Origin of the sequence: Thioalkalivibrio sp. K90mix (genome assembly GCF_000025545.1) — a bacterium.
Taxonomy (GTDB): domain Bacteria; phylum Pseudomonadota; class Gammaproteobacteria; order Ectothiorhodospirales; family Ectothiorhodospiraceae; genus Thioalkalivibrio.
This window is the reverse complement of sequence record NC_013889.1, coordinates 1,083,078-1,101,569: the sequence shown is the minus strand read 5'-3', so window position 1 is coordinate 1,101,569 and position 18,492 is coordinate 1,083,078. Positions and strand designations below refer to the sequence as shown.

Sequence of the window (18,492 nt, the reverse complement as noted above, 5' to 3'; positions counted from 1 at the left end):
TGTGCGCGGGCTCCCGGCCCTGTCGGTCATCATCCCGGCCTGGAACGAGGCGCAGTGGCTGCCGCACACCCTGGCGGCGCTGCGGCAGGCCCTCGCCGACGTGGATCGACGAACCGAGATCATCGTCGTCGACAATGCCTCCACGGATTCCACTCCGCAGATCGCGCAGCAGGCCGGTTGCCGGGTCGTGTTCGAGCCGGAGCGGCGCATCAGCCGCGCCCGCAACGCGGGTGCCCGGGCCGCCTGTGGCGACTACCTGCTGTTCGTCGATGCCGACACCTGGCCCGACGCCGACCTGATCCGCGCGACACTCGACGCCCTGGACAGCGGCGCGGTCTGTGGCGGCGGAGCCCGCGTCGCGTTCGATCACCTGACCCATCGCATCTACCGCTGGGGCGCGGCGGCCTGGAACACCCTGTCGGCACGGCTGGGACTCGCCGCCGGCTGCTACGTCTTCTGCACCCGCGAGGCCTTCGAGGCAGTCGGGGGGTTCAGCGAGCGGGTCTATGCGGGCGAGGAAGTGTTCCTGTCGCGAGCGATGGCGCGCTGGGGCCGCCAGCACGAGCAGCGGTTCCGGATGCTGGAGACACCCGTGATGACCTCGGGGCGCAAGGCGGACTGGTTCAGCCCCGCCCAGCACATCCTGGTAGTGCTACAGGCCCTGCTGCTGCCCTGGAGCCTGCGCTCGCGCCGGCTGGCCTGGTTCTGGTACACGCGCCCGAAGGGATGAGCGCCCGTTGCGCGCTACTGGCGACGGGCGGTGTCGAGACGCGCCATTAACGTGAGCAGGCGCATGATGTCCGGGGGTGTGGTATCGCCGCGATATTCGCGGTACAGCGTGTCCACATTGACCGCGATCCGCTCGGCATCCCCCCAGTTGGCGTAGTCGTCCAGCGCGATGTCGAACGCGGCCTCCTCCGCCGGCATTCCTGCTTCGAAACGCGCCCGCGCCTGCGCATCGATATACACCAGATAGTCGCGCACGCGCCGGGCACCGGCCTTGTCGGTGATGGGCCCGTGGCCGGGCACAATCAGCTCGACATCCATCGCCAGGATCCGGTCGATCGCCGCGATCCAGTTGCCCACCGGACCGGCCCACATGATGGGTGTCCTTTCGTTATGGGTGTCCTTTCGTTATGGGTGTCCTTTCGTTATGGGTGTCCTTTCGTTATGGGTGTCCTTTCAGTATCGCCGGGGGCACATCGTCGCCCTCGACCGACCCGGGCTGGAGGCGCGTGTCTGCGAGTGCTACGCAACCGTCCGCAGTGAGTACGATCGCCTTCTGTCGCCTCCATTCTAGGGAGACGCCCGCCAACGTAACGTGCAGGGTCGTCGTTCCCCTGGGTCTCCCACAGCGGTTGGCCCTGGACATCACGCGGACGGCCCCTCACCAATCTCCTCGGCGTAGACCTTGAATCCGCGCAGGGTGTTCGGGCCGAACGTATTGCTGATCGCAACATCGGCGGCATCGCGTCCACGGGCGATCAGAACGCGACCTATACGCGGGGTGTTGTTGCGGGGGTCGAAGGTGTACCAGTGGCCGTCCAGATACGCCTCGATCCAGCCGGCGAAATCCATCTCGCTGTAGGGCGGTGGCACGCCGATGTCGGTCAGGTAGCCCGTACAATAACGGGCGGGAATATTCATGCACCGGCAGAACGTAATCGCCAGATGCGCGTAGTCACGGCATACCCCAACACCCTCCTGGTACACATCGAACGCGGTCTTGGTCGGTCGCGCATGTTCGTAACCGAAGGTGATATGTCGGTGGACGAAGTCGCAGATTGCCTGGACGCGTCCCCAACCTTCCGGGGCGTGTTCGAACAGATGCCACGCGGTTTCCGAGAGCCGGTCGGTCTCGCAGTAGCGACTTCCCAGCAGGAATTGCAGGGTCTCGTCCGGCAGATCCTCCGCCCGAATCTGTCGCGCCTGCGGGACTACCACATCGGGCTGGCCGGTGTCGTTCACCAGGGTGCTCGCAGACAGCCGGAGAAGCCCCTGCGGCGCGACGATACGCGAGCACCAGTTACCGAAGCTGTCGCGATAGGCGGTGACCGGCACTGGCGGGTCGGCAATCATGTGATCGGGCGCGAGGAGATCGGAGATCCTTGTGTAATGCACATTCAGCGTGAGGATCATCGGGGTCGGCTGGGGACAGTCGTAGACAAGCTCGTAACCGATACGGATCTTCATTGCAGTACTCCCTTGGCATGCCGTTCATCCCTGGGTACGGCGGGAAGCTGTGGGGCATCCAGGTCACGCCGCTGACCCCCTTCGTTTGCCGTCTCCAGGCTGCCCGTGCCGCGTGGAGCGAATGCGGTCCGCAAGGACGCGATGACCGTCTCGCGCAGGGCGGCCCAGTGCCGCCCACCACGCAGCACGTGCCGCTGATTGATCTCCAGTTCGACCCCGGCATAGCACTCGGGTGAGAGGCCCTTGCGCAGCGAGGTGGTCAGTCCGTCGTTGCGGCCCGCATAGGGGTAGTTGCGGCGCACCGTGAGCTCGGGGGCGCATGCCTTGATTGCGGCCTTCCAGCGTGCGGCCAGAGCCACCTCGCCTGGCCGGGCCGGGTCGTACAGCAATCCGATATCGGCCGTGCGGACCTTGCCATCCAGCTCGGGGGTGAAACTGTGACTGGAAACGTGCACCACTTGGCCATCCCGGGCGATTCCCTCCCGCACGAGAAGCTCGACCTGAGAGCGATAGGGCTGATAGTGACGTTCCACGATCCGCGCCCGTACAGACGCAGGCAGCTTCCGGACCGCCGCACAGTGCAGTTGGGGGTGCCCGAGCGAGCGGTTCAGATCGACCAGCAGGCGAGTGACCGTGGCCGCCGCCAGGGGTGCACCAAATGCCCGCGCCAGATCCCGCGCCATCTGCAACGACCCGGCATCAAACCCGCGATGGCTTTGCAGTATGGCCCGGTACGGCCGCAACAGGTCACGATAGGGCGCAGGGATGCGATTGCCACCGTGCTCGCACGTAATCACCAGCCCGGCATCTGGTGGACCATCCGGGAGCTCATTGTGGGCCCTTCCAACCACGCCCTTCACCTGCATGCCTGCTCCGCTATCCATTCCGTGAGGACCAAAGCGCCGGGCCGGGCAACCCTTGCCTTGGCCTGCTTTTCGCCCCGCTCGTAGGAAAAACCGTCATTCGCTTGGACCCGCATCCGCCCGACCCGTGCGACTCTTTCTTCGATCCCCCGAACCAGCCGGAAGGAATGACCCGCGCAGGGGCACCGATTGCTCATCCGGATGAGCCTACTCCGGGGACGCCGGCATCCTCTGTGCGCTGGCGCGCTGAGGGTCGAATGACCCAGGCCCGCGTCTTCGACGACGGCTCGCTCGCTCCACAGCCCCCTGCCCTCATCCGGCACCCGCTCCATTGCAAAATCGAACCCTCGACGCCAGCCTGAACCATTCCCCCATCACGGAACGAACCATGCGACAGATGTCTCCCCGGGAATTGCAGGACTACCTCTCGCAGGCCAAAGCACCGCCGTTGCTGCTGGACGTGCGCGAACCCTGGGAGTTTCAGCGCTGCCGCATCGACGGCTCGCGGCTACTCCCGATGGGGCAGATTCCGACCGAATATCAGGACCTGAATCCGGACGACGAGATCGTGGTGATCCGCCACCACGGGGTGCGCAGCCAGCAGGTGTGCGGATTCCTGGCCCGTGTCGGTTTCAAGAACGTGATCAACCTGTCCGGCGGCATCGATGCCTGGGCGCGTGACGTTGACCCCCACATGGCGACCTACTGACCCTCGCCGCTACGTGACCCGCGCTCCCGCCGTTTCGGTGATTATCCCGGCCTGGAACGAGGCCGAGTGGCTGCCACGGATGCGGCCCCATATGTCGCCCAGGGCGCCGGGTGCCGCTTCATCTTCGAGCCGGAGCGCCGAAGGGGCCAGCGGGGACTACCTGCTGTTTGTCGATGCCGATACCTGGCCCGCCGCCCGGCTGCTGAAGGCCACGCTCACGGCACTGAATAGGGGCAGGGTCTGCGACGGTGGCACACTGGGGCCCGACACGCACGGCCAGCGCGTCGAGGTCCTGGACACGCCGGCACTAACCTCCGGGTGCAAGGCCGAATGATTCAGTCCCGCGCGCCACGTCCCGGTCGTTTTACCGGCGCTCCTGTTCCCCTGGAGCCTGCGCTCGCACCGTCTCGCCTGGTTCTCGTACACGCCGCCGAAGGACTGAGGGGTCATTGCCGGCGTCTCGCGAAACCGCTCAGCGAGAACCCCGCCGCGCCGCATCCAGCCGCGCCATCAGACGCAGCAGCTGCATGATGTCCGGCGTTGTAGTGTCTCCGGCGTATTCGCGGTACAGGGTGTCGACGTTGACCGCAATGCGCTCGGCATCGCCCCAGTTGGCGTAATCCCCCAGCGCAATGTCGAAGGACGCCTCCGCTGCCGGCATCCCGGCGTCGAAGCGCGCCCGCGCCTCGCGATCGATATACACCAGGTAGTCGCGTACCTGCCGGGCACCGGCATGGTCAGTGATCGGACCATGTCCCGGGACGATGGTCTCGACATCCATGCCCAGAATACGGTCGATCGCCGCGATCCAGTTGCCCACCGGACCGGCCCACATGACGGGCGTACCCTCGATAAACAAGATATCGCCGGTATACACAACGCGATCGGAGGGCACATGCACCAGCACATCGCCACGGGTATGCGCCGGCCCGACCTCGATCAGTTTCACGTCCTTGTCACCGACCTTGAGTCCCAGCTCGCCGCTGAAGGTGCGCGTCGGGAGAGTCAACTCCACCCCACCGAAATCGAACGCACCGAAGGAGCGCTGCAGGTATTTCCCCACCTCGCCCATCGCGCCGCTTTGCGCCATCAGTCCGGCCAGCATCGCCGGCGGCAGCTCCGGCATCTCGTCGGCACTCGCCTGAGAGGCAATGATCTCGGCCTGATGCACCAGGCGGTTGCCGAAGGTGTGGTCACCATTGGCGTGCGTATTGACCAGGAGGTTGATATCCCCCGCGCCGATCCCGGTCGCGGCATCCATTTGTGCGAGCATCTCGGCGGTCAGGCGCTCGTCGAACAAGGTGTCGACCAGCAGGGCCTCTTCGCCATCGCGGATCAACCCGGCATTGCTCCAGCCCCAGCCACCGTCGGGTTGCAGATAGGCCCAGGTGCCGTTCCCCAGGTCATGCAATCCCTTGCGGTAGGTTGTCGCGCCGCGCTTCCCCTGCGCCGTGTGGTCATGACTGCACGCCATGCATCGCCCCCGATCGGAAACGGCTAAGCCTGCCGCATGGCCCGCTCGAGAGCAAAACCAGCGCCTCCATACTGGCCGCACAGGAAGCGTGTGGATCGCCCATTGGTGTTTGGCTCCGGTATACTGCGCGGTCTTTCGTTTCCCTCGAACACGACGCCCGAGCCGCCATGAACCCAAGCCTGGACCGGCTACAGCCCTATCCGTTTGAACGCCTGCGTCGGCTGTTCGCGGACCTGGAACAACCCGCCGACCGGGAGCCGATCGCCCTGTCGATCGGCGAGCCGCGCCATGCGCTGCCGGGGTTTGTCGAACCGGTACTGCGCGACGCCCTCCAGGGCTACAACCACTACCCCACCACCCGCGGCGAACCCGCGCTGCGCGAGACCATCGCCGCATGGCTGCAGCGGCGCTTCCAGCTGGACGAGGTGGACGCCAACCGGCAGGTCCTGCCCGTCAGCGGTACGCGCGAGGCCCTGTTCGCGATCGCGCAGGCCGTCGTTGCGGAGAAGTCCGGGGCGCGTGTGCTGATGCCGAATCCCTTCTATCAGATCTACGAAGGCGCGGCCCGGCTGGCCGGGGCGGAGCCGGCCTTCTACGACCTGACGCCGGAGAACGGCTACCTCCCCGACTTCTCCGCGGTCGATGCCGCGACCTGGGATGCGGTGCAGCTGGTCTACATCTGCAACCCCGGCAACCCGGCCGGGGCCTGCATGTCCGAGGCGGCGATGCAGGAGCTGATCCGCCTCGCCGACCGGCACGACTTCGTGATCGCGGCGGACGAGTGCTACTCCGAGATCTACCACCCGGATGCCGAACCGCCGGCCGGCCTGCTCGGGGCCGCTGCGCGCATGGGCCGGAGCGGCTTCGAGCGTTGCGTGGTGTTCCACAGCCTGTCCAAACGCTCCAACCTGCCGGGCCTGCGCTCGGGGTTCGTCGCCGGCGATGCCGATCGGCTCGAACGCTTTGCGCTGTACCGCACCTATCATGGCTGCACCCTGCCTCCGCCCACGCAGGCGGTCAGCCGCGCGGCCTGGGCGGACGAGACCCATGTCGCCGATAATCGCGCGCTGTACGCCGAAAAGTTCGCCGCGGTCGTGCCGATCCTGCAGGAAGTCCTGGACGTGGAACCGCCCGCCGCGGGCTTCTACCTCTGGCCACGCGTGCCGGATGGCGACGACGAGGCCTTCGCCCGTCGCCTGTATGCCGAAGCCGGCGTCACGGTGCTGGCCGGACGCTACCTCTCCCGCAGCGACCCCGAGACCGGGCACAATCCCGGGGCCGGACACGTGCGCATGGCGCTGGTCGCCGAACCGGCGGCCTGCATCGAGGCGGCCGAACGCATCGCCAAACTCTACAAATAACGCATTTTTTAAAAACTTAAAAGGACTGCTTCATGTCGGACATCAAGAGCATCATCGAGACCGCCTTCGAAAGCCGCGCCGAGATCAACCCGCGCAACGTGGAAACCAACGTGCGTGATGCCGTGAACGAGGCCATGGCGATGCTCGACAGCGGCCAGGCCCGCGTTGCCGAGAAAAAGGGTGGCGACTGGGTCGTCAACGAGTGGCTGAAGAAGGCCGTGCTGCTGTCGTTCCGCATTGCCGAGAACGAGTTCATCAAGGGTGGCTTCACCAACTACTACGACAAGGTGCCGTCCAAGTACGCCGACACCTCCAGCCGCGACTTCCGCGAGGGCGGTGTGCGCGTCGTGCCGCCGGCCACCGCCCGTCGCGGCAGCTACATCGCTCCCAACGTGGTGCTGATGCCCTCCTACGTGAACATCGGCGCCTATGTTGACGAAGGCACCATGGTGGACACCTGGGCGACCGTCGGTTCCTGCGCCCAGATCGGCAAGAACGTGCACCTGTCCGGCGGCGTCGGCATCGGTGGCGTGCTGGAGCCGCTGCAGGCCGCCCCGACCATCATCGAAGACAACTGCTTTATCGGTGCGCGCTCCGAGGTGGTCGAGGGTGTGATCGTGGAGGAAGGCGCGGTGATCTCCATGGGCGTGTACCTCGGCCAGTCCACCCGCATCTACGACCGCGAGAACGATGAGATCCTGTACGGCCGTGTGCCGGCCGGCGCGGTGGTGGTGCCGGGCAACCTGCCGTCCAAGGATGGCAAGTATTCGCTGTACTGCGCGGTCATCGTGAAGCGCGTGGACGAGAAGACCAAGGCCAAGGTCGGCCTGAACGCCCTGCTGCGCGATGTCTGAGCGGGTCGTCTACGGGATCGCCAACTGCGACACCGTGCGCAAGGCACGCCGGGCGCTGGATGCGGCCGGCGTAGACTTCCGCTTCGTGGACTTTCGCAAGGACGGGCTCGAGGAGGCGCGCTTGCGCCGCTGGGTGGATGCCGTGGGCTGGGAGGCCCTGGTCAACCGCCGTGGTACGACCTGGCGCCAGCTCCCCGAAGAGACGCGTGTGGCCATCGACCAGGAGCGTGCCATCGCCCTGATGCTCGAGCATCCGACGCTGATCAAGCGCCCGGTCGTCGAGCGTGGCAGCGACGTGTACGTTGGCTGGAATGCGGCGACCGCGAGTAAGCTTGGGGCTGGCTGACCGTTTCTAGCGGGCTCCGGCGCTCGTGGCTCTCTTCGGCGTGGTCATGGCTGGGCCTGGTTCGGCATCGGGGGTTTACGAGCCTTCGTCCGGCCGCCTGCCAAGCGCTGTTTCGGCAGCGCACCCCGCCCTTTGTTGATCAAAAACGGGCGCGGCGCGCTGGCGAGACAGCGCAGGCAGACGGTGGACCGAAGCCACCGTAAACTCCAGATGCCGAACCAGGCCCAGCCCCAAGGACGCTAGTAGAGGGCTGACCCCGGGTGTCAGGCGGGTTGCTGGCGGAAGCCGGCTACCTCGGCCTGGAGGCGTTCGGCCAGGCCTTCCAGGGCCTCGACAGCCTCCTGCATCTCGCGGGCGCCGTCGGCGCTGCGTACCGCGATGTCGTTGATGTGGTGGATGTTGCGGTTGATCTCCTCGGCGACCTGGCTCTGCTGCTCGGTGGCCGAGGCGACCTGACGCGTCATGTCGTCGATGGTGGTCACCGAGTCATGGATGTATCCCAGGGTCTCCTCCGCTTCGCCGGCCTTGCTGACCGAGGCCTCGGCCTGCTGCTGACTCACCTCCATCGCCTGCACCGCCTTGCCAGCCGCACCTTGCAGACGCTGGATGATCTCGCGGATCTCGCCGGTGGAGTCGTTGGTGCGCTGGGCCAGATGGCGGACCTCGTCGGCGACCACGGCAAAGCCGCGACCGGCCTCCCCGGCCCGGGCCGCCTCGATCGCGGCGTTAAGCGCCAGCAGGTTAGTCTTCTCGGCGATCTCCTCGATCACCTCGAGGATGGACCCGATGTTGTCGGAGTCCCCCTTGAGCTCGTCGATCACCGTACTGGCCTTGCGGATCTCGCTGGCCAGGGCATTGATCGAGCCCTGGGTCGCCTGCACTACATTGCGCCCGCCCTCGGCCGCACGGGTCGCCTGACCGGCGCTTTCCGCCGTGCTCTGGGTGTTGTTGGCGACCTCCTGCACGGTCGCGGACATCTGGTTCATTGCGGTGACCACCTGCTCGACATCCGAGCGCTGCTCGTTGGTCTCGCGACTGAGCTCGTTGCTACGACCCTCCAACTGGCGCGCCGAGGCGGCGATGCCGTCGGCCGCATCCGCCACCTGCGTGATCAGGCCCGACAACCGCTCCATGACCGCGTTGAATGCGGTGCTGGTGCGACCAATCTCGTCGTCGGTGGTGACCTCGACCCGGTGGCCAAGGTCCGCCTGACCGGATGCGATCGCCTCCAGCCCCGAGGCCAGCCGTTCCAGCGGCCGCACCAGCATGTTGGCCGCAAACCAGCCGATCGCCAGCGCAATCAGAAAGGCCACCACCCACAGGCCCCAGAGGAGCCACCACAACTGATCGACCAGCGCCGCGTCGACATTCGTCGCCAGGTCGCCTTTCATGGTGTGGAAGGTCACCCCACCCATGATCGAGAGCGGGATGGTACTGACGAGAATCACAAGGATCACAAGCTTGAGGCGCAGTCCGCCGATCTTCAGAAGCCGGTTCATGGGGTCCCTCCTTTCCCCGCTATAACGGCCAGAGTGGCCGCTTCTTGATAGCACGCCCATCTTCGCGCAAGCGCCTCCAAGAGCAGGTGATCCGGATCAAGGCGACCGCAGGTTCGCGAACACAAAAAAGCCCGCGTCCCCATGGGAGACGCGGGCGGAGTTGGTCAGAACGGCCGAGGGTCTAGCGGCTGCGTGCAGCCCGGTTGCCCTGGGCCGCGCGGCCCTGACCGCCACCGCGATTGCCGCCGGGCTTGCCGCCGGGCTTGCCGCCACGGCTCTGGCGCGGCTTGCCATTACGCGCACCACCGCCCGGCTTGCCGCCACGGCGTTGGCCATTGCCATCGTTGGCCGCCGGCTTCGGGGTCGCGAAGCCATCGGTTTCGATGCGCTCGATCGGGCGCTGAATCAGGCGTTCGATGCCCTTCAGGAGCTTCATCTCTTCACCATCCACCAGCGACAGGGCGGCACCAACGGAACCGGCACGACCGGTGCGGCCGATGCGGTGTACGTAGTCTTCCGGCACATTTGGCAGCTCGAAGTTGACCACCTGCGGCAACTGGTCGATGTCCAGGCCGCGCGCCGCGATGTCCGTCGCGACCAGGACCGGAACGGCCCCGGTCTTGAACTGCTTGAGCGCCTTGGTACGGGCCGCCTGGCTCTTGTTGCCATGGATCGCCTCGGAGGGCACGCCATCCTGCGTCAGCTTCTGTGCCAGGCGATTGGCGCCGTGTTTGGTACGGGTAAACACCAGCACCTGGCCCCAGTCGTTGCTGCGGATCAGGTGGCTCAGCAGCTCGCGCTTTCGGCTGCTCTCCACCAGATGCACGGTCTGCTGCACGGTCTCGGCGGCGGTGTTGCGCGGGGCCACGTCGACCTCGGCCGGCTTGTTCAGCAGGCTCGACGCCAGTGTGCGGATCTCGCCGGAGAAGGTCGCCGAGAACATCAGGTTCTGACGCTGCTTGGGCATCAGGCCAATCAGACGACGAATGTCGCGGATGAAGCCCATGTCCAGCATGCGATCGGCCTCATCCAGCACCAGGATCTCCACGCCGGAGAGGTCGATCGTCTTCTGGCCAGCATGGTCCAGCAGGCGACCCGGGGTCGCCACGACGATATCCATGGGGCCCCGCAGTGCCTTGATCTGCGGATTCATGTTCACGCCACCAAAGATGGTCATCGACTTCAGCGACAGGTGGCGGCCATAGGTACGGACGGAATCGTGGACCTGAGCAGCCAGCTCGCGCGTCGGCGTCAGGATCAGTGCCCGCGGACGCCCCGGCTTGCGCTCGGGCGTTTGCCCGGTGGTCAGTCGCTGCAGGATCGGCAGGGTAAAGCCGGCGGTCTTGCCGGTCCCGGTCTGCGCGGCGGCCAGCAGATCCCCGCCTTTAAGAACTTCCGGGATCGCCTGGGCCTGGATCGGGGTCGGCGTCTTGTAACCGGCCTGGTCCAGCGCACGCAAAAGGGATTCGGCCAACCCAAGGTCGGCAAAAGAAGAAACAGAAGACATGCAATACTCCAACGGCTACCCGCCGCTCGTACTCGAGGGGCACCCATCGGGGTATGACGAAATCGGGGGGACGGGAACCGAGAGGGTTCCGAATCAGTGAACGGACGCTGACGGGCGGGGCGTTCGGTGCGGTCACTATACCGGGTCAGAAGATGAAAGCAAGTGATTCTCCGCGGATTTTCTCTGAATACCCAATTCCCACGGTAAAGAATCTGGGCTGATTCCAAAAACGATCGTATAATACGAAGATTATAAGAATAAACGCGCCAGGGATGGCCGGGTGACGAAGGTCCAGCGATACGGATCCGTTGCACCCCGTGTCAGACGCGCGTGCCTCACGGCAACGGCATACATCCAGGAGTTCGATCGTCCGTTGCCGACTGTGGAGGGGCACGATGGCGCAGTACGTCCGGTGCAGCTACCCGAGCGAAGGGTCGCCAAGCGTGCACATGAGTCGTGTCGCTCAGGGGCCCCGATGAACGCCCTTCCCCGCTCCCCGGCTCTACCCCATATGCCCCTGATGTGGCTGACATTGCTGGCACTGTTCATGCTGCCCGCGCTCCTCTGGATGGTCGGCATCCCCGTCCCGCCTCTGGTCCCGCTGGAGCACATGACCGCGTTCCACACGGCCACCGAACTGTTCGCGGTGGTCGTGGCAATCGGCGTGTTCGCGGTCGCCTATCACGTGCGCGACCGCCGTCGGCTGATGGCCACTCTGGTCCTCGCCACAGCGTTTCTGGCGGTTGGCCTGCTCGATTTCCTGCACCTGATGACCTATCCGCAGATGCCGGATTTCATCACTCCCAACTCCTCGCAGCAGACGATCTTTTTCTGGCTGGCCGCGCGGCTCGTCGGCGCGCTGGCTCTTCTGCTCTACGTAGCACTTCCCCTGGTCCCGAGAAGCCAGGGACCCGCTCCCAGAGGCATGCTGGCGGGTGCGTTGGTACTTGTTGCGTTGCTTGCCTGGGTAGGGCTGTGGCATGAGCAGCGCATCCCGGCACTGTTCATCCCGGGCGAGGGACTGACGCCGTTCAAGATCGCGCTGGAGGGCGTGGTGGTGGCACTGCATGCGGCCACCCTGGTGATCCTGCTACTGCGCCCGCAGCTCATGCAGCGCCCGGGCATGCCGCTGGTGGCCGCCGCGCTGATGATCCTGATGGCCAGCGAGGTGTTCTTTACCCTGTACGACAACCTGTCCGACGGCTTCTTCGTACTCGGCCATATCTACAAGGTGGCGGCCTATGCGCTGATTTACTGGGCCGTATTCATCGAAAGCGTGCGAGCGCCCATGGCCCAGCTGAGGGCTGCCCACCGGGATATCGAGCTGCGCCAGCAGCGCTACGAGCAACTGATCGACACGGCGCCGGACGGGGTGCTGGTGACCGACGGCGGCGGCACCATCCTGATGGCGAATCGCAACCTCGAACGGCTGTTCGGGTACCCGCGACGGCATCTGATTGGCCAGCCCGTGGAGAACCTGATCCCCGAGCGCCTGCGCGAACACCACCGATCGGTCCGCTTGCAGCAGGGCGACAACATCTCGGAACGCACCATGGGCCAAATACCCGACCTGCGGGGACGTCGGCTGGACGGTACCGAGTTTCCAGTCGACATCAGCCTGAATGCCTTCGAGGACCAGGGCGGGCGGCGCATCACCGCCTTTATCCGTGACATTACGGACCGCCAGCGCCGCGAGGCCCGTATCCAGCACCAGGCGACTCATGACAGCCTGACCGGCCTGCCCAACCGCTGGCTCCTGCACGATCGGCTTGCCCAGAGTATTGCCCATGCCAGCCGGCACGAACACCGCATTGCGGTGATGCTGCTCGATCTCGACCACTTCAAGATGATCAACGACACCTTCGGGCACCACGAGGGTGACGAACTGCTGCGCGAAGTGGCGCAGCGCCTGAAGGACGCAGCGGGCACCGACGCCACGATCGGGCGTTTTGGCGGCGACGAGTTCATGATCCTGCTCCCCGAGATTACGGATGAACTGCAGGTCGGAGAGCGCGGCCAGGAGATCCTGGCGCAGTTCGACCGGCCGTTTCACACCGGCCCCACGCGCCAATTCAGCTCCAGTGCCAGTCTCGGGATCGCGCTGTTCCCGCAGGATGCGCGGGACGCGAACACCCTGGTGCGCTATGCCGACATGGCGATGTACGAAGCGAAGCGGTCCGGGCGCAACACCTACGCATTCTATTCCGAACACCTGGATGCCCAGGTACGTGCGGAACAGCAGCTCCAGGAGCGACTGAAACACGCACTGGAGCACGACCAGCTGGCACTCCACTTCCAGCCGTTGATCGATGCCCACTCCGGGGCCGTTACCGCCGCCGAGGCCCTGCTCCGCTGGAACGATCCGGAACTGGGTGCCGTACCACCATCGCGCTTTATCCCCAGCGCCGAGGCGAACGGGTTGATTCTGCCGCTCGGCGACTGGGTGATCCGTCGCGCCTGCCAGCAACTGGCCGACTGGGCACAACTGGATGTCGACACCTCCATTTGCATCAATGTCTCGGCGCTTCAGTTCCGACAGCCGGATCTCGTCTCCCGACTCGCTGCGGCCCTGAAGGAGGCCGGCGCTTCGCCCGAACATCTAGAGATCGAGGTGACCGAGACCGTGGCCATGGCCGATGTCGCCCTGACGCGCGAGCACCTCTCCGGGCTCAAGGCCCTCGGTGTGCGCGTATCGCTGGATGATTTCGGCACCGGGTATTCTTCGCTCGCCTATCTGAAGTCGTTGCCGATCGACAAGATCAAGATTGACCGCTCGTTCATCGCGGGGATCGGCCACGACCGCGACGCCGAGATGATTCTGCGTTCGGTGATGGGCCTCGGTCACAGCCTGCATTTGAAGCTGGTGGCAGAAGGCGTCGAGACAGCCGAGCAGCTCGCCTTTCTGCGCAGAGAAGGCTGCGACCTGTACCAGGGCTGGTTCTATTCGCCCGCGCTTTCGGTGGAGGAGTTCCGTGCCACGGTCCACTCGCAACTGGATGCCTGAAACCCGCCCTGCTGGCTGCATTTTGAACATACATTAGCATTCACTGTTTGACACTCAGCTAACACTCCCATTGAATCAGCAACATAACGCCTGGAATGAACGGGTCATAAAAAGAAGGAAGGGGGACGCCAGCTCGGCCGAGCCCCCTCGCGACACAGGGAGTGGGCGTGGCAGGGAGATTCCTCAAAGGGCCGGCACCCGGGCCTGGCGGTAGCGCGCCGGCGGAGCCGCGCAGCCGTTCCGCATGGGTGATTGGGCTCGGGTTTACCATCGTGCTCGTGCTGATGGCGGCGTTGATCGCGCTGGGCCTGAATCGTATGGCTCAGGTGCACGACCGCCTTGAGCTGATTGTCCACGAACACAACGTGAAGACTGAGCTGCTGGGCAACATGCGCAACGCCGCCCGCGAACGCTCGGTAACCCTGCTCCAGCTGTCGATCACCACCGACCCGTTCGACCTCGATGAAGGGATCATGACCTTTCGTGGCCATGCCTCGAAGTTCATGTACAACCGCCAGCAGCTGGATGCGATGCCGATGACGGCGGCCGAACAGCGGCTGCTGGACGAGTCCCGCGGACTGACCGAGCGCGCGGTTCAGGTCCAGGAACGCGTGCTCGACCACATCCTGGACGGCGAGACCGACGAGGCGACGAGCTGGCTGCTCGCGGAGGCTATCCCGAAACAGGGGCGCGTGCTGGAACACCTGGACGCGATGATCAACCTTCAGCAGGAGGCCGGACTGACAGCCGTGCGCGACACCGCGCGTCAATACCGTACCGCGGTCGTTCTGATGCTGGTGCTCGGCGGCGCCGCCCTACTGATAGGTGTGCTGATCACGCTAGGTGTCCTGCGTCATACGCGGCGGATCGAATCCGCACTGCACGAAGAAAAGGAACGCGCCCAGGTCACATTGCACGCCATTGGCGATGGCGTGATCACCACGGACCTCGAGGGCCGGGTCGACTATCTCAACCCGGTCGCCGAGCACCTGACGGGGTGGGACCAGGCGTCCGCCTACAACCAGCCCCTTGCAAGCGTGTTCCACATCATCCGGGAGTCCACCGGCGAGCGGCTCAACCATCCGCTGACCGAACGCATGCCGGATGGCACGGCCTGCACGCTGGACCAGGAGGCCATCCTGATCTCGGCCGAGGGTCGCGAACACGCCATCGAAGAGGTCTCGGCCCCCATCCGCGACCGCGATGGCACCATCATCGGCGCGGCCCTGGTATTCCGTGATGTCTCCAAGGCACGCGAGATGGCCCGCGAACTGTCCTGGGCCGCCACCCACGACTGCCTGACCTCGCTGGCCAACCGTGCGGAATTCGAGCGGCGCCTGAGCCAGCTGGTGGCCACAGCCCAGCAGGAAAACCGCGAACACGCCCTGCTCTACATGGACCTGGACCAGTTCAAGCTGGTCAACGACACCTGCGGACACGGGGCAGGCGACGACCTGTTGTGCCAGCTGACCTCGCAGCTGCACAGCCAGCTGCGCGAGAGCGACACCCTGGCACGCCTGGGAGGCGACGAGTTTGGCGTGCTGCTGTCGAACTGCCCGCTGGTACAGGCGGAACGCATCGCGGAGACCCTGCGCACAACCGTCGACAACTACCGGTTCGAGTGGCAGGGACGAATCTTCCGCGTCGGGATCAGCATCGGGGTAGTCCCGGTGTTCGGGCACCTGAAAGACACGGTGCAGTACATGAGCGAGGCCGATGCCGCCTGCTACCTGGCCAAGGAACAGGGACGCAACCGCATCCATGTCTCGCGGGCCGGGGACGCCGAGCTGTCGCATTGCCAGGGCGAGATGAACTGCGTCCAGCGCATTACCCATGCCCTGCAGCACAACCGATTCTGGTTACACGGGCAAAGGATCGTTCCGGTCTCCGGCGACGAACCCACACACACCGAGGTCCTGCTGCGGATGGTCGAGGAGGACGGCACGGTCGTCCTGCCGGCCACCTTCATCCCCGCCGCAGAGCGCTACGGGCAGATGCCCGCAATCGATCGCTGGGTGATCAAGCGGGTGCTTCAGCACGTGGCCACCGACACCGATACCGAGGGTCACTTCGCCGTGAACCTGTCCGGCCAGTCCCTCTGTGACCGGGGCATGCTGGACTATATCGTCCATCAGCTGCAGAACAGCGGCGTCGAGCCCAGCCGAATCTGTTTCGAGATTACCGAGACCGCCGCGATCGCCAACCTGAGCCAGGCCAGCCGCTTCATCCGCGAATTGAGGGGCATGGGCTGTCACTTCTCGCTGGACGACTTCGGGACGGGTATGGCCTCGTTCGGCTACCTCAAGACACTGAAGGTCGACTACCTGAAGATTGATGGCAGCTTCGTGCGCGATATGGCGGAGGACCGGGTCAGCCGGGCGATGGTCGAGAGCATTCACCACATCGGCCGCGTGATCGGGGTCAAGACGGTCGCGGAGTGTGTCTCGCACGAGCGCCTGATGGACGCCCTGCGGCTGGTGGGGGTGGACTATGCCCAGGGCTTTGGACTCCACGTGCCGGAGCCCCTGGAACCCTGTCCTGTTCCGGTCGCGGAAAGCCGGCGTTCCGGATCGGTCGCCGGCTGAATACCGCAGAACACCGGTGCGGCCGGGAACGAACCCCGACCGCCTGTTTAACCCCGGTCAGTAGCCCATGTTCGCGTGGACGTCCGGCGGGGCCTCGTGCGTCAACAGCGACCAGGTCAGATGCGCCATGACCTCGGGCGCCACCACGGTGTGGCAATTGCCCCCGCGCTGCATCCCCTCGCGCAGGCGCTGGCGCACCTCGGCCTGCCCCGTCAGGTCATAGACCACATCCACCTGATCACCACGGGCCAGGATCTCCTCGACCGATTCCACCGGAATCCCGCGCGCCTGCGCCAGTTTGCGGCCGTCGGTGTCGCCCTGCTCCGATACCGCGGAAATCTCCATTCCCGGCGTATCGCTGTCCAGCAGCAGTTCCAGAAAACGGCCCCCTACGCGGCCCAGCCCCACAATCGCGATCTGAATCGCCATCACTCCCTCCTGTGTTTTCGTTATATCCGGCATGCATCGTTCGGCATGCCCATCGGAGTATAGGGGACATTCTCGCTTTCGCACGCGTGACAGATGCTGGCGGAGACATGGGGAAGATCGGGCCTTTTGGGCCCCGAGCTCGAGCCCCCTACACTCGGCGCATTCACTGCAATGGAGTACACCGCATGAGTCAGTTGCATCTCCCGATCCGCGTGGATCGCCGCGAACAGGGCAAGATCATCCAGCGCCTCGAGCGCCTGGAGGGCGTGGAGCTGGAGTTCGTCGATCTTGATGTCGGCGACTACGAACTCCCCGGTGGGGTCGTCGTGGAGCGCAAGTCCGCCACCGACATGGTGCTGAGCGTCGTGGACCAGACCCTGTGGGAGAACGCCGCCAAGCTTAAGGCGACGCACGACAAGGTGATCTACGTAGTCGAGGGGGACCTCTACGAACCACGCTTCCACCAGCAGGCGCTGGACATCCACCGCGCCCTGACGCATCTGACGATCGCGCTCGGGATCAGTGTGCTGCCCTCCAATGACGAAGACACCAGCGGCATGCTGATCTACCTGCTAGGCATGAACGCCCAGGTGGACCCCGACCCAATCGCACGCCCCGCCAAGCCCGAAAAGCGCCGTGCAGCGGCGGAGTTCATTATCAGCGGCCTGCCCGGTGTGGAACCCGATCTGGCCCGCGACCTGCTGCGCCAGTTCGGCAGCGTGCGCGACGTGCTGAACACGGATGCCGAGCAACTAGCCGAGGTCGATGGCATGGACCTGGAACGCGCCCAGCGCATCGAGTCCGTCGTGACCCATGGCAGCCGCAAAGGGTAATCCCGCAGGGTGCGGGGATTCACGTGTCTCGCCCCTCGCCTGACGTTACAATGCGCGCTGCAGCCCATGCGCAGGCCCCGGGGGCACGCGCGGCGGCGCTCGCCAGACCACCGGAAGGCGGGACCGCAATTAACTGATTTCAGGGAGAAACCAATGGCGTTCATCGTTCTCGAGAACTGCATCAAGTGCAAGTACACCGATTGCGTCGAGGTCTGCCCGGTCGACTGCTTCCACGAAGGCCCCAACTTCCTCGCGATCGACCCTGACGAGTGCATCGACTGCACGCTCTGCGAGCCGGAGTGCCCGGCCGAGGCGATTGTGCCGGAGGATGATGTCCCGGAAGACCAGCTCCAGTTTATCGAGCTGAACGCCGAGCTCTCGCGCACCTGGCCGGTGATCACCGCGCGCAAGGATCCGCCGGAAGACGCCGAGGAGTGGGACGGCGTCGAGGGCAAGCTGAAGCATCTGGAACGCTAAGTCCGCATCAATGGGGCTGCCAGGCAGCCCCACAATCTCGCTGCATCCGCCTGGCCAGGCGCCCCCCTCTGCATCTCCCGATGCGCTGCAACGGCCTTCTTCCCGACCGCCACCCACCCTCCTCGTCCCTGCAAGTCAGCCCGCGGCAACCGTAGCTGGGGTACCCGGTGTCTCCTCGTTGAGTCACTCACGCGAAACCCGATTCCCTCGTGATTTCAATAGGTTCAACCTCGAATGGCCGCGCCCGAGCGCACGCACTGTATCGCGGATGGCACAGATTGGGTCCGATCGCGATACCCCTTGACTCTATAAGTCATTGTTCTCCCGGACAAACCGTCCGCTGGCCCAAGTCCTGCTA

15 protein-coding genes and 2 pseudogenes are annotated in these 18,492 nt (G+C 65.2%); 10 read left to right on the top strand and 7 right to left on the bottom strand.

Annotated features, from left to right (window positions below):
• Position 1: 1 nt before the first annotated feature.
• The gene (locus TK90_RS05220; protein WP_012982446.1) at positions 2-730 is read left to right on the top strand and encodes a glycosyltransferase; all 729 of its coding nucleotides are present in this window, start codon (positions 2-4) and stop codon (positions 728-730) included.
• A gap of 14 nt (positions 731-744) precedes the next feature.
• On the opposite strand, the pseudogene TK90_RS05215 reads toward TK90_RS05220, so the two are convergent.
• The 3 genes and pseudogenes from TK90_RS05215 to TK90_RS05205 form a co-directional block, all read right to left on the bottom strand.
• A pseudogene (locus tag TK90_RS05215) lies at positions 745-1,116 on the bottom strand (MBL fold metallo-hydrolase); the annotation flags it as partial.
• A 255-nt stretch (positions 1,117-1,371) separates the two neighbouring features.
• On the bottom strand, positions 1,372-2,193 hold the full coding sequence (locus TK90_RS05210) for a transglutaminase family protein (protein WP_012982445.1): 822 nt from the start codon (positions 2,191-2,193) through the stop codon (positions 1,372-1,374).
• Entirely contained in the window at positions 2,190-3,059 is an 870-nt protein-coding gene (locus TK90_RS05205; RefSeq protein WP_012982444.1) for an N-formylglutamate amidohydrolase, read from the bottom strand. Before TK90_RS05205 ends, TK90_RS05210 begins: the two co-directional genes overlap by 4 nt.
• Before the next feature lie 385 nt (positions 3,060-3,444).
• Here TK90_RS05205 and TK90_RS05200 point away from each other — a divergent pair, with 385 nt between their 5' ends.
• Together TK90_RS05200 and TK90_RS14640 are read left to right on the top strand one after the other, a co-directional pair.
• Positions 3,445-3,765 (top strand): rhodanese-like domain-containing protein, encoded by a 321-nt coding sequence (locus TK90_RS05200; RefSeq protein WP_012982443.1) that lies wholly within the window; start codon positions 3,445-3,447, stop codon positions 3,763-3,765.
• Positions 3,766-3,778: 13 nt separating this feature from the next.
• Positions 3,779-4,207: pseudogene (locus TK90_RS14640) on the top strand (hypothetical protein).
• 30 nt (positions 4,208-4,237) lie between these two features.
• On the opposite strand, the gene TK90_RS05190 reads toward TK90_RS14640, so the two are convergent.
• Positions 4,238-5,167, bottom strand: a complete 930-nt coding sequence (locus TK90_RS05190; protein ID WP_026148112.1) for an MBL fold metallo-hydrolase — start codon at positions 5,165-5,167, stop codon at positions 4,238-4,240.
• Between the two features lie 239 nt (positions 5,168-5,406).
• On the opposite strand from TK90_RS05190, the gene dapC reads away from it, so the two are divergent.
• The 3 genes from dapC to TK90_RS05175 are packed head-to-tail and all read left to right on the top strand — an operon-like array spanning position 5,407 to position 7,800.
• Complete coding sequence (dapC, locus tag TK90_RS05185) at positions 5,407-6,600, top strand: succinyldiaminopimelate transaminase (RefSeq protein ID WP_012982441.1); 1,194 nt, start codon at positions 5,407-5,409, stop codon at positions 6,598-6,600.
• 32 nt (positions 6,601-6,632) lie between these two features.
• Positions 6,633-7,454, top strand: coding sequence for a 2,3,4,5-tetrahydropyridine-2,6-dicarboxylate N-succinyltransferase (gene dapD / locus TK90_RS05180; protein ID WP_012982440.1), 822 nt, complete (start codon positions 6,633-6,635; stop codon positions 7,452-7,454).
• Positions 7,447-7,800: an ArsC family reductase gene (locus tag TK90_RS05175; protein WP_012982439.1), complete on the top strand. Its 354-nt coding sequence runs from the start codon at positions 7,447-7,449 to the stop codon at positions 7,798-7,800. Before dapD ends, TK90_RS05175 begins: the two co-directional genes overlap by 8 nt.
• A 263-nt stretch (positions 7,801-8,063) precedes the next feature.
• Here the strand turns inward: TK90_RS05175 and TK90_RS05170 are convergent, their stop codons facing one another.
• Positions 8,064-9,299, bottom strand: coding sequence for a methyl-accepting chemotaxis protein (locus TK90_RS05170; RefSeq protein WP_012982438.1), 1,236 nt, complete (start codon positions 9,297-9,299; stop codon positions 8,064-8,066).
• Between the two features lie 181 nt (positions 9,300-9,480).
• Positions 9,481-10,806 (bottom strand): DEAD/DEAH box helicase, encoded by a 1,326-nt coding sequence (locus TK90_RS05165; RefSeq protein WP_012982437.1) that lies wholly within the window; start codon positions 10,804-10,806, stop codon positions 9,481-9,483.
• 475 nt (positions 10,807-11,281) lie between these two features.
• On the opposite strand from TK90_RS05165, the gene TK90_RS05160 reads away from it, so the two are divergent.
• Together TK90_RS05160 and TK90_RS05155 are read left to right on the top strand one after the other, a co-directional pair.
• Positions 11,282-13,810 carry an EAL domain-containing protein gene (locus tag TK90_RS05160; protein WP_012982436.1) on the top strand — a complete coding sequence of 843 codons (2,529 nt, stop codon included), beginning with the start codon at positions 11,282-11,284 and terminating at the stop codon, positions 13,808-13,810.
• Between the two features lie 248 nt (positions 13,811-14,058).
• On the top strand, positions 14,059-16,395 hold the full coding sequence (locus tag TK90_RS05155) for an EAL domain-containing protein (RefSeq protein WP_041444197.1): 2,337 nt from the start codon (positions 14,059-14,061) through the stop codon (positions 16,393-16,395).
• A gap of 57 nt (positions 16,396-16,452) precedes the next feature.
• Here the strand turns inward: TK90_RS05155 and TK90_RS05150 are convergent, their stop codons facing one another.
• Positions 16,453-16,824 carry a hypothetical protein gene (locus tag TK90_RS05150; RefSeq protein WP_012982434.1) on the bottom strand — a complete coding sequence of 124 codons (372 nt, stop codon included), beginning with the start codon at positions 16,822-16,824 and terminating at the stop codon, positions 16,453-16,455.
• Positions 16,825-17,009: 185 nt separating this feature from the next.
• Between TK90_RS05150 and TK90_RS05145 the strand changes: the two genes are divergently transcribed.
• Entirely contained in the window at positions 17,010-17,657 is a 648-nt protein-coding gene (locus TK90_RS05145) for an ERCC4 domain-containing protein (protein ID WP_012982433.1), read from the top strand.
• A gap of 153 nt (positions 17,658-17,810) precedes the next feature.
• On the top strand, positions 17,811-18,134 hold the full coding sequence (gene fdxA, locus TK90_RS05140; RefSeq protein WP_012982432.1) for a ferredoxin FdxA: 324 nt from the start codon (positions 17,811-17,813) through the stop codon (positions 18,132-18,134).
• The last annotated feature ends 358 nt before the right edge of the window (positions 18,135-18,492 follow it).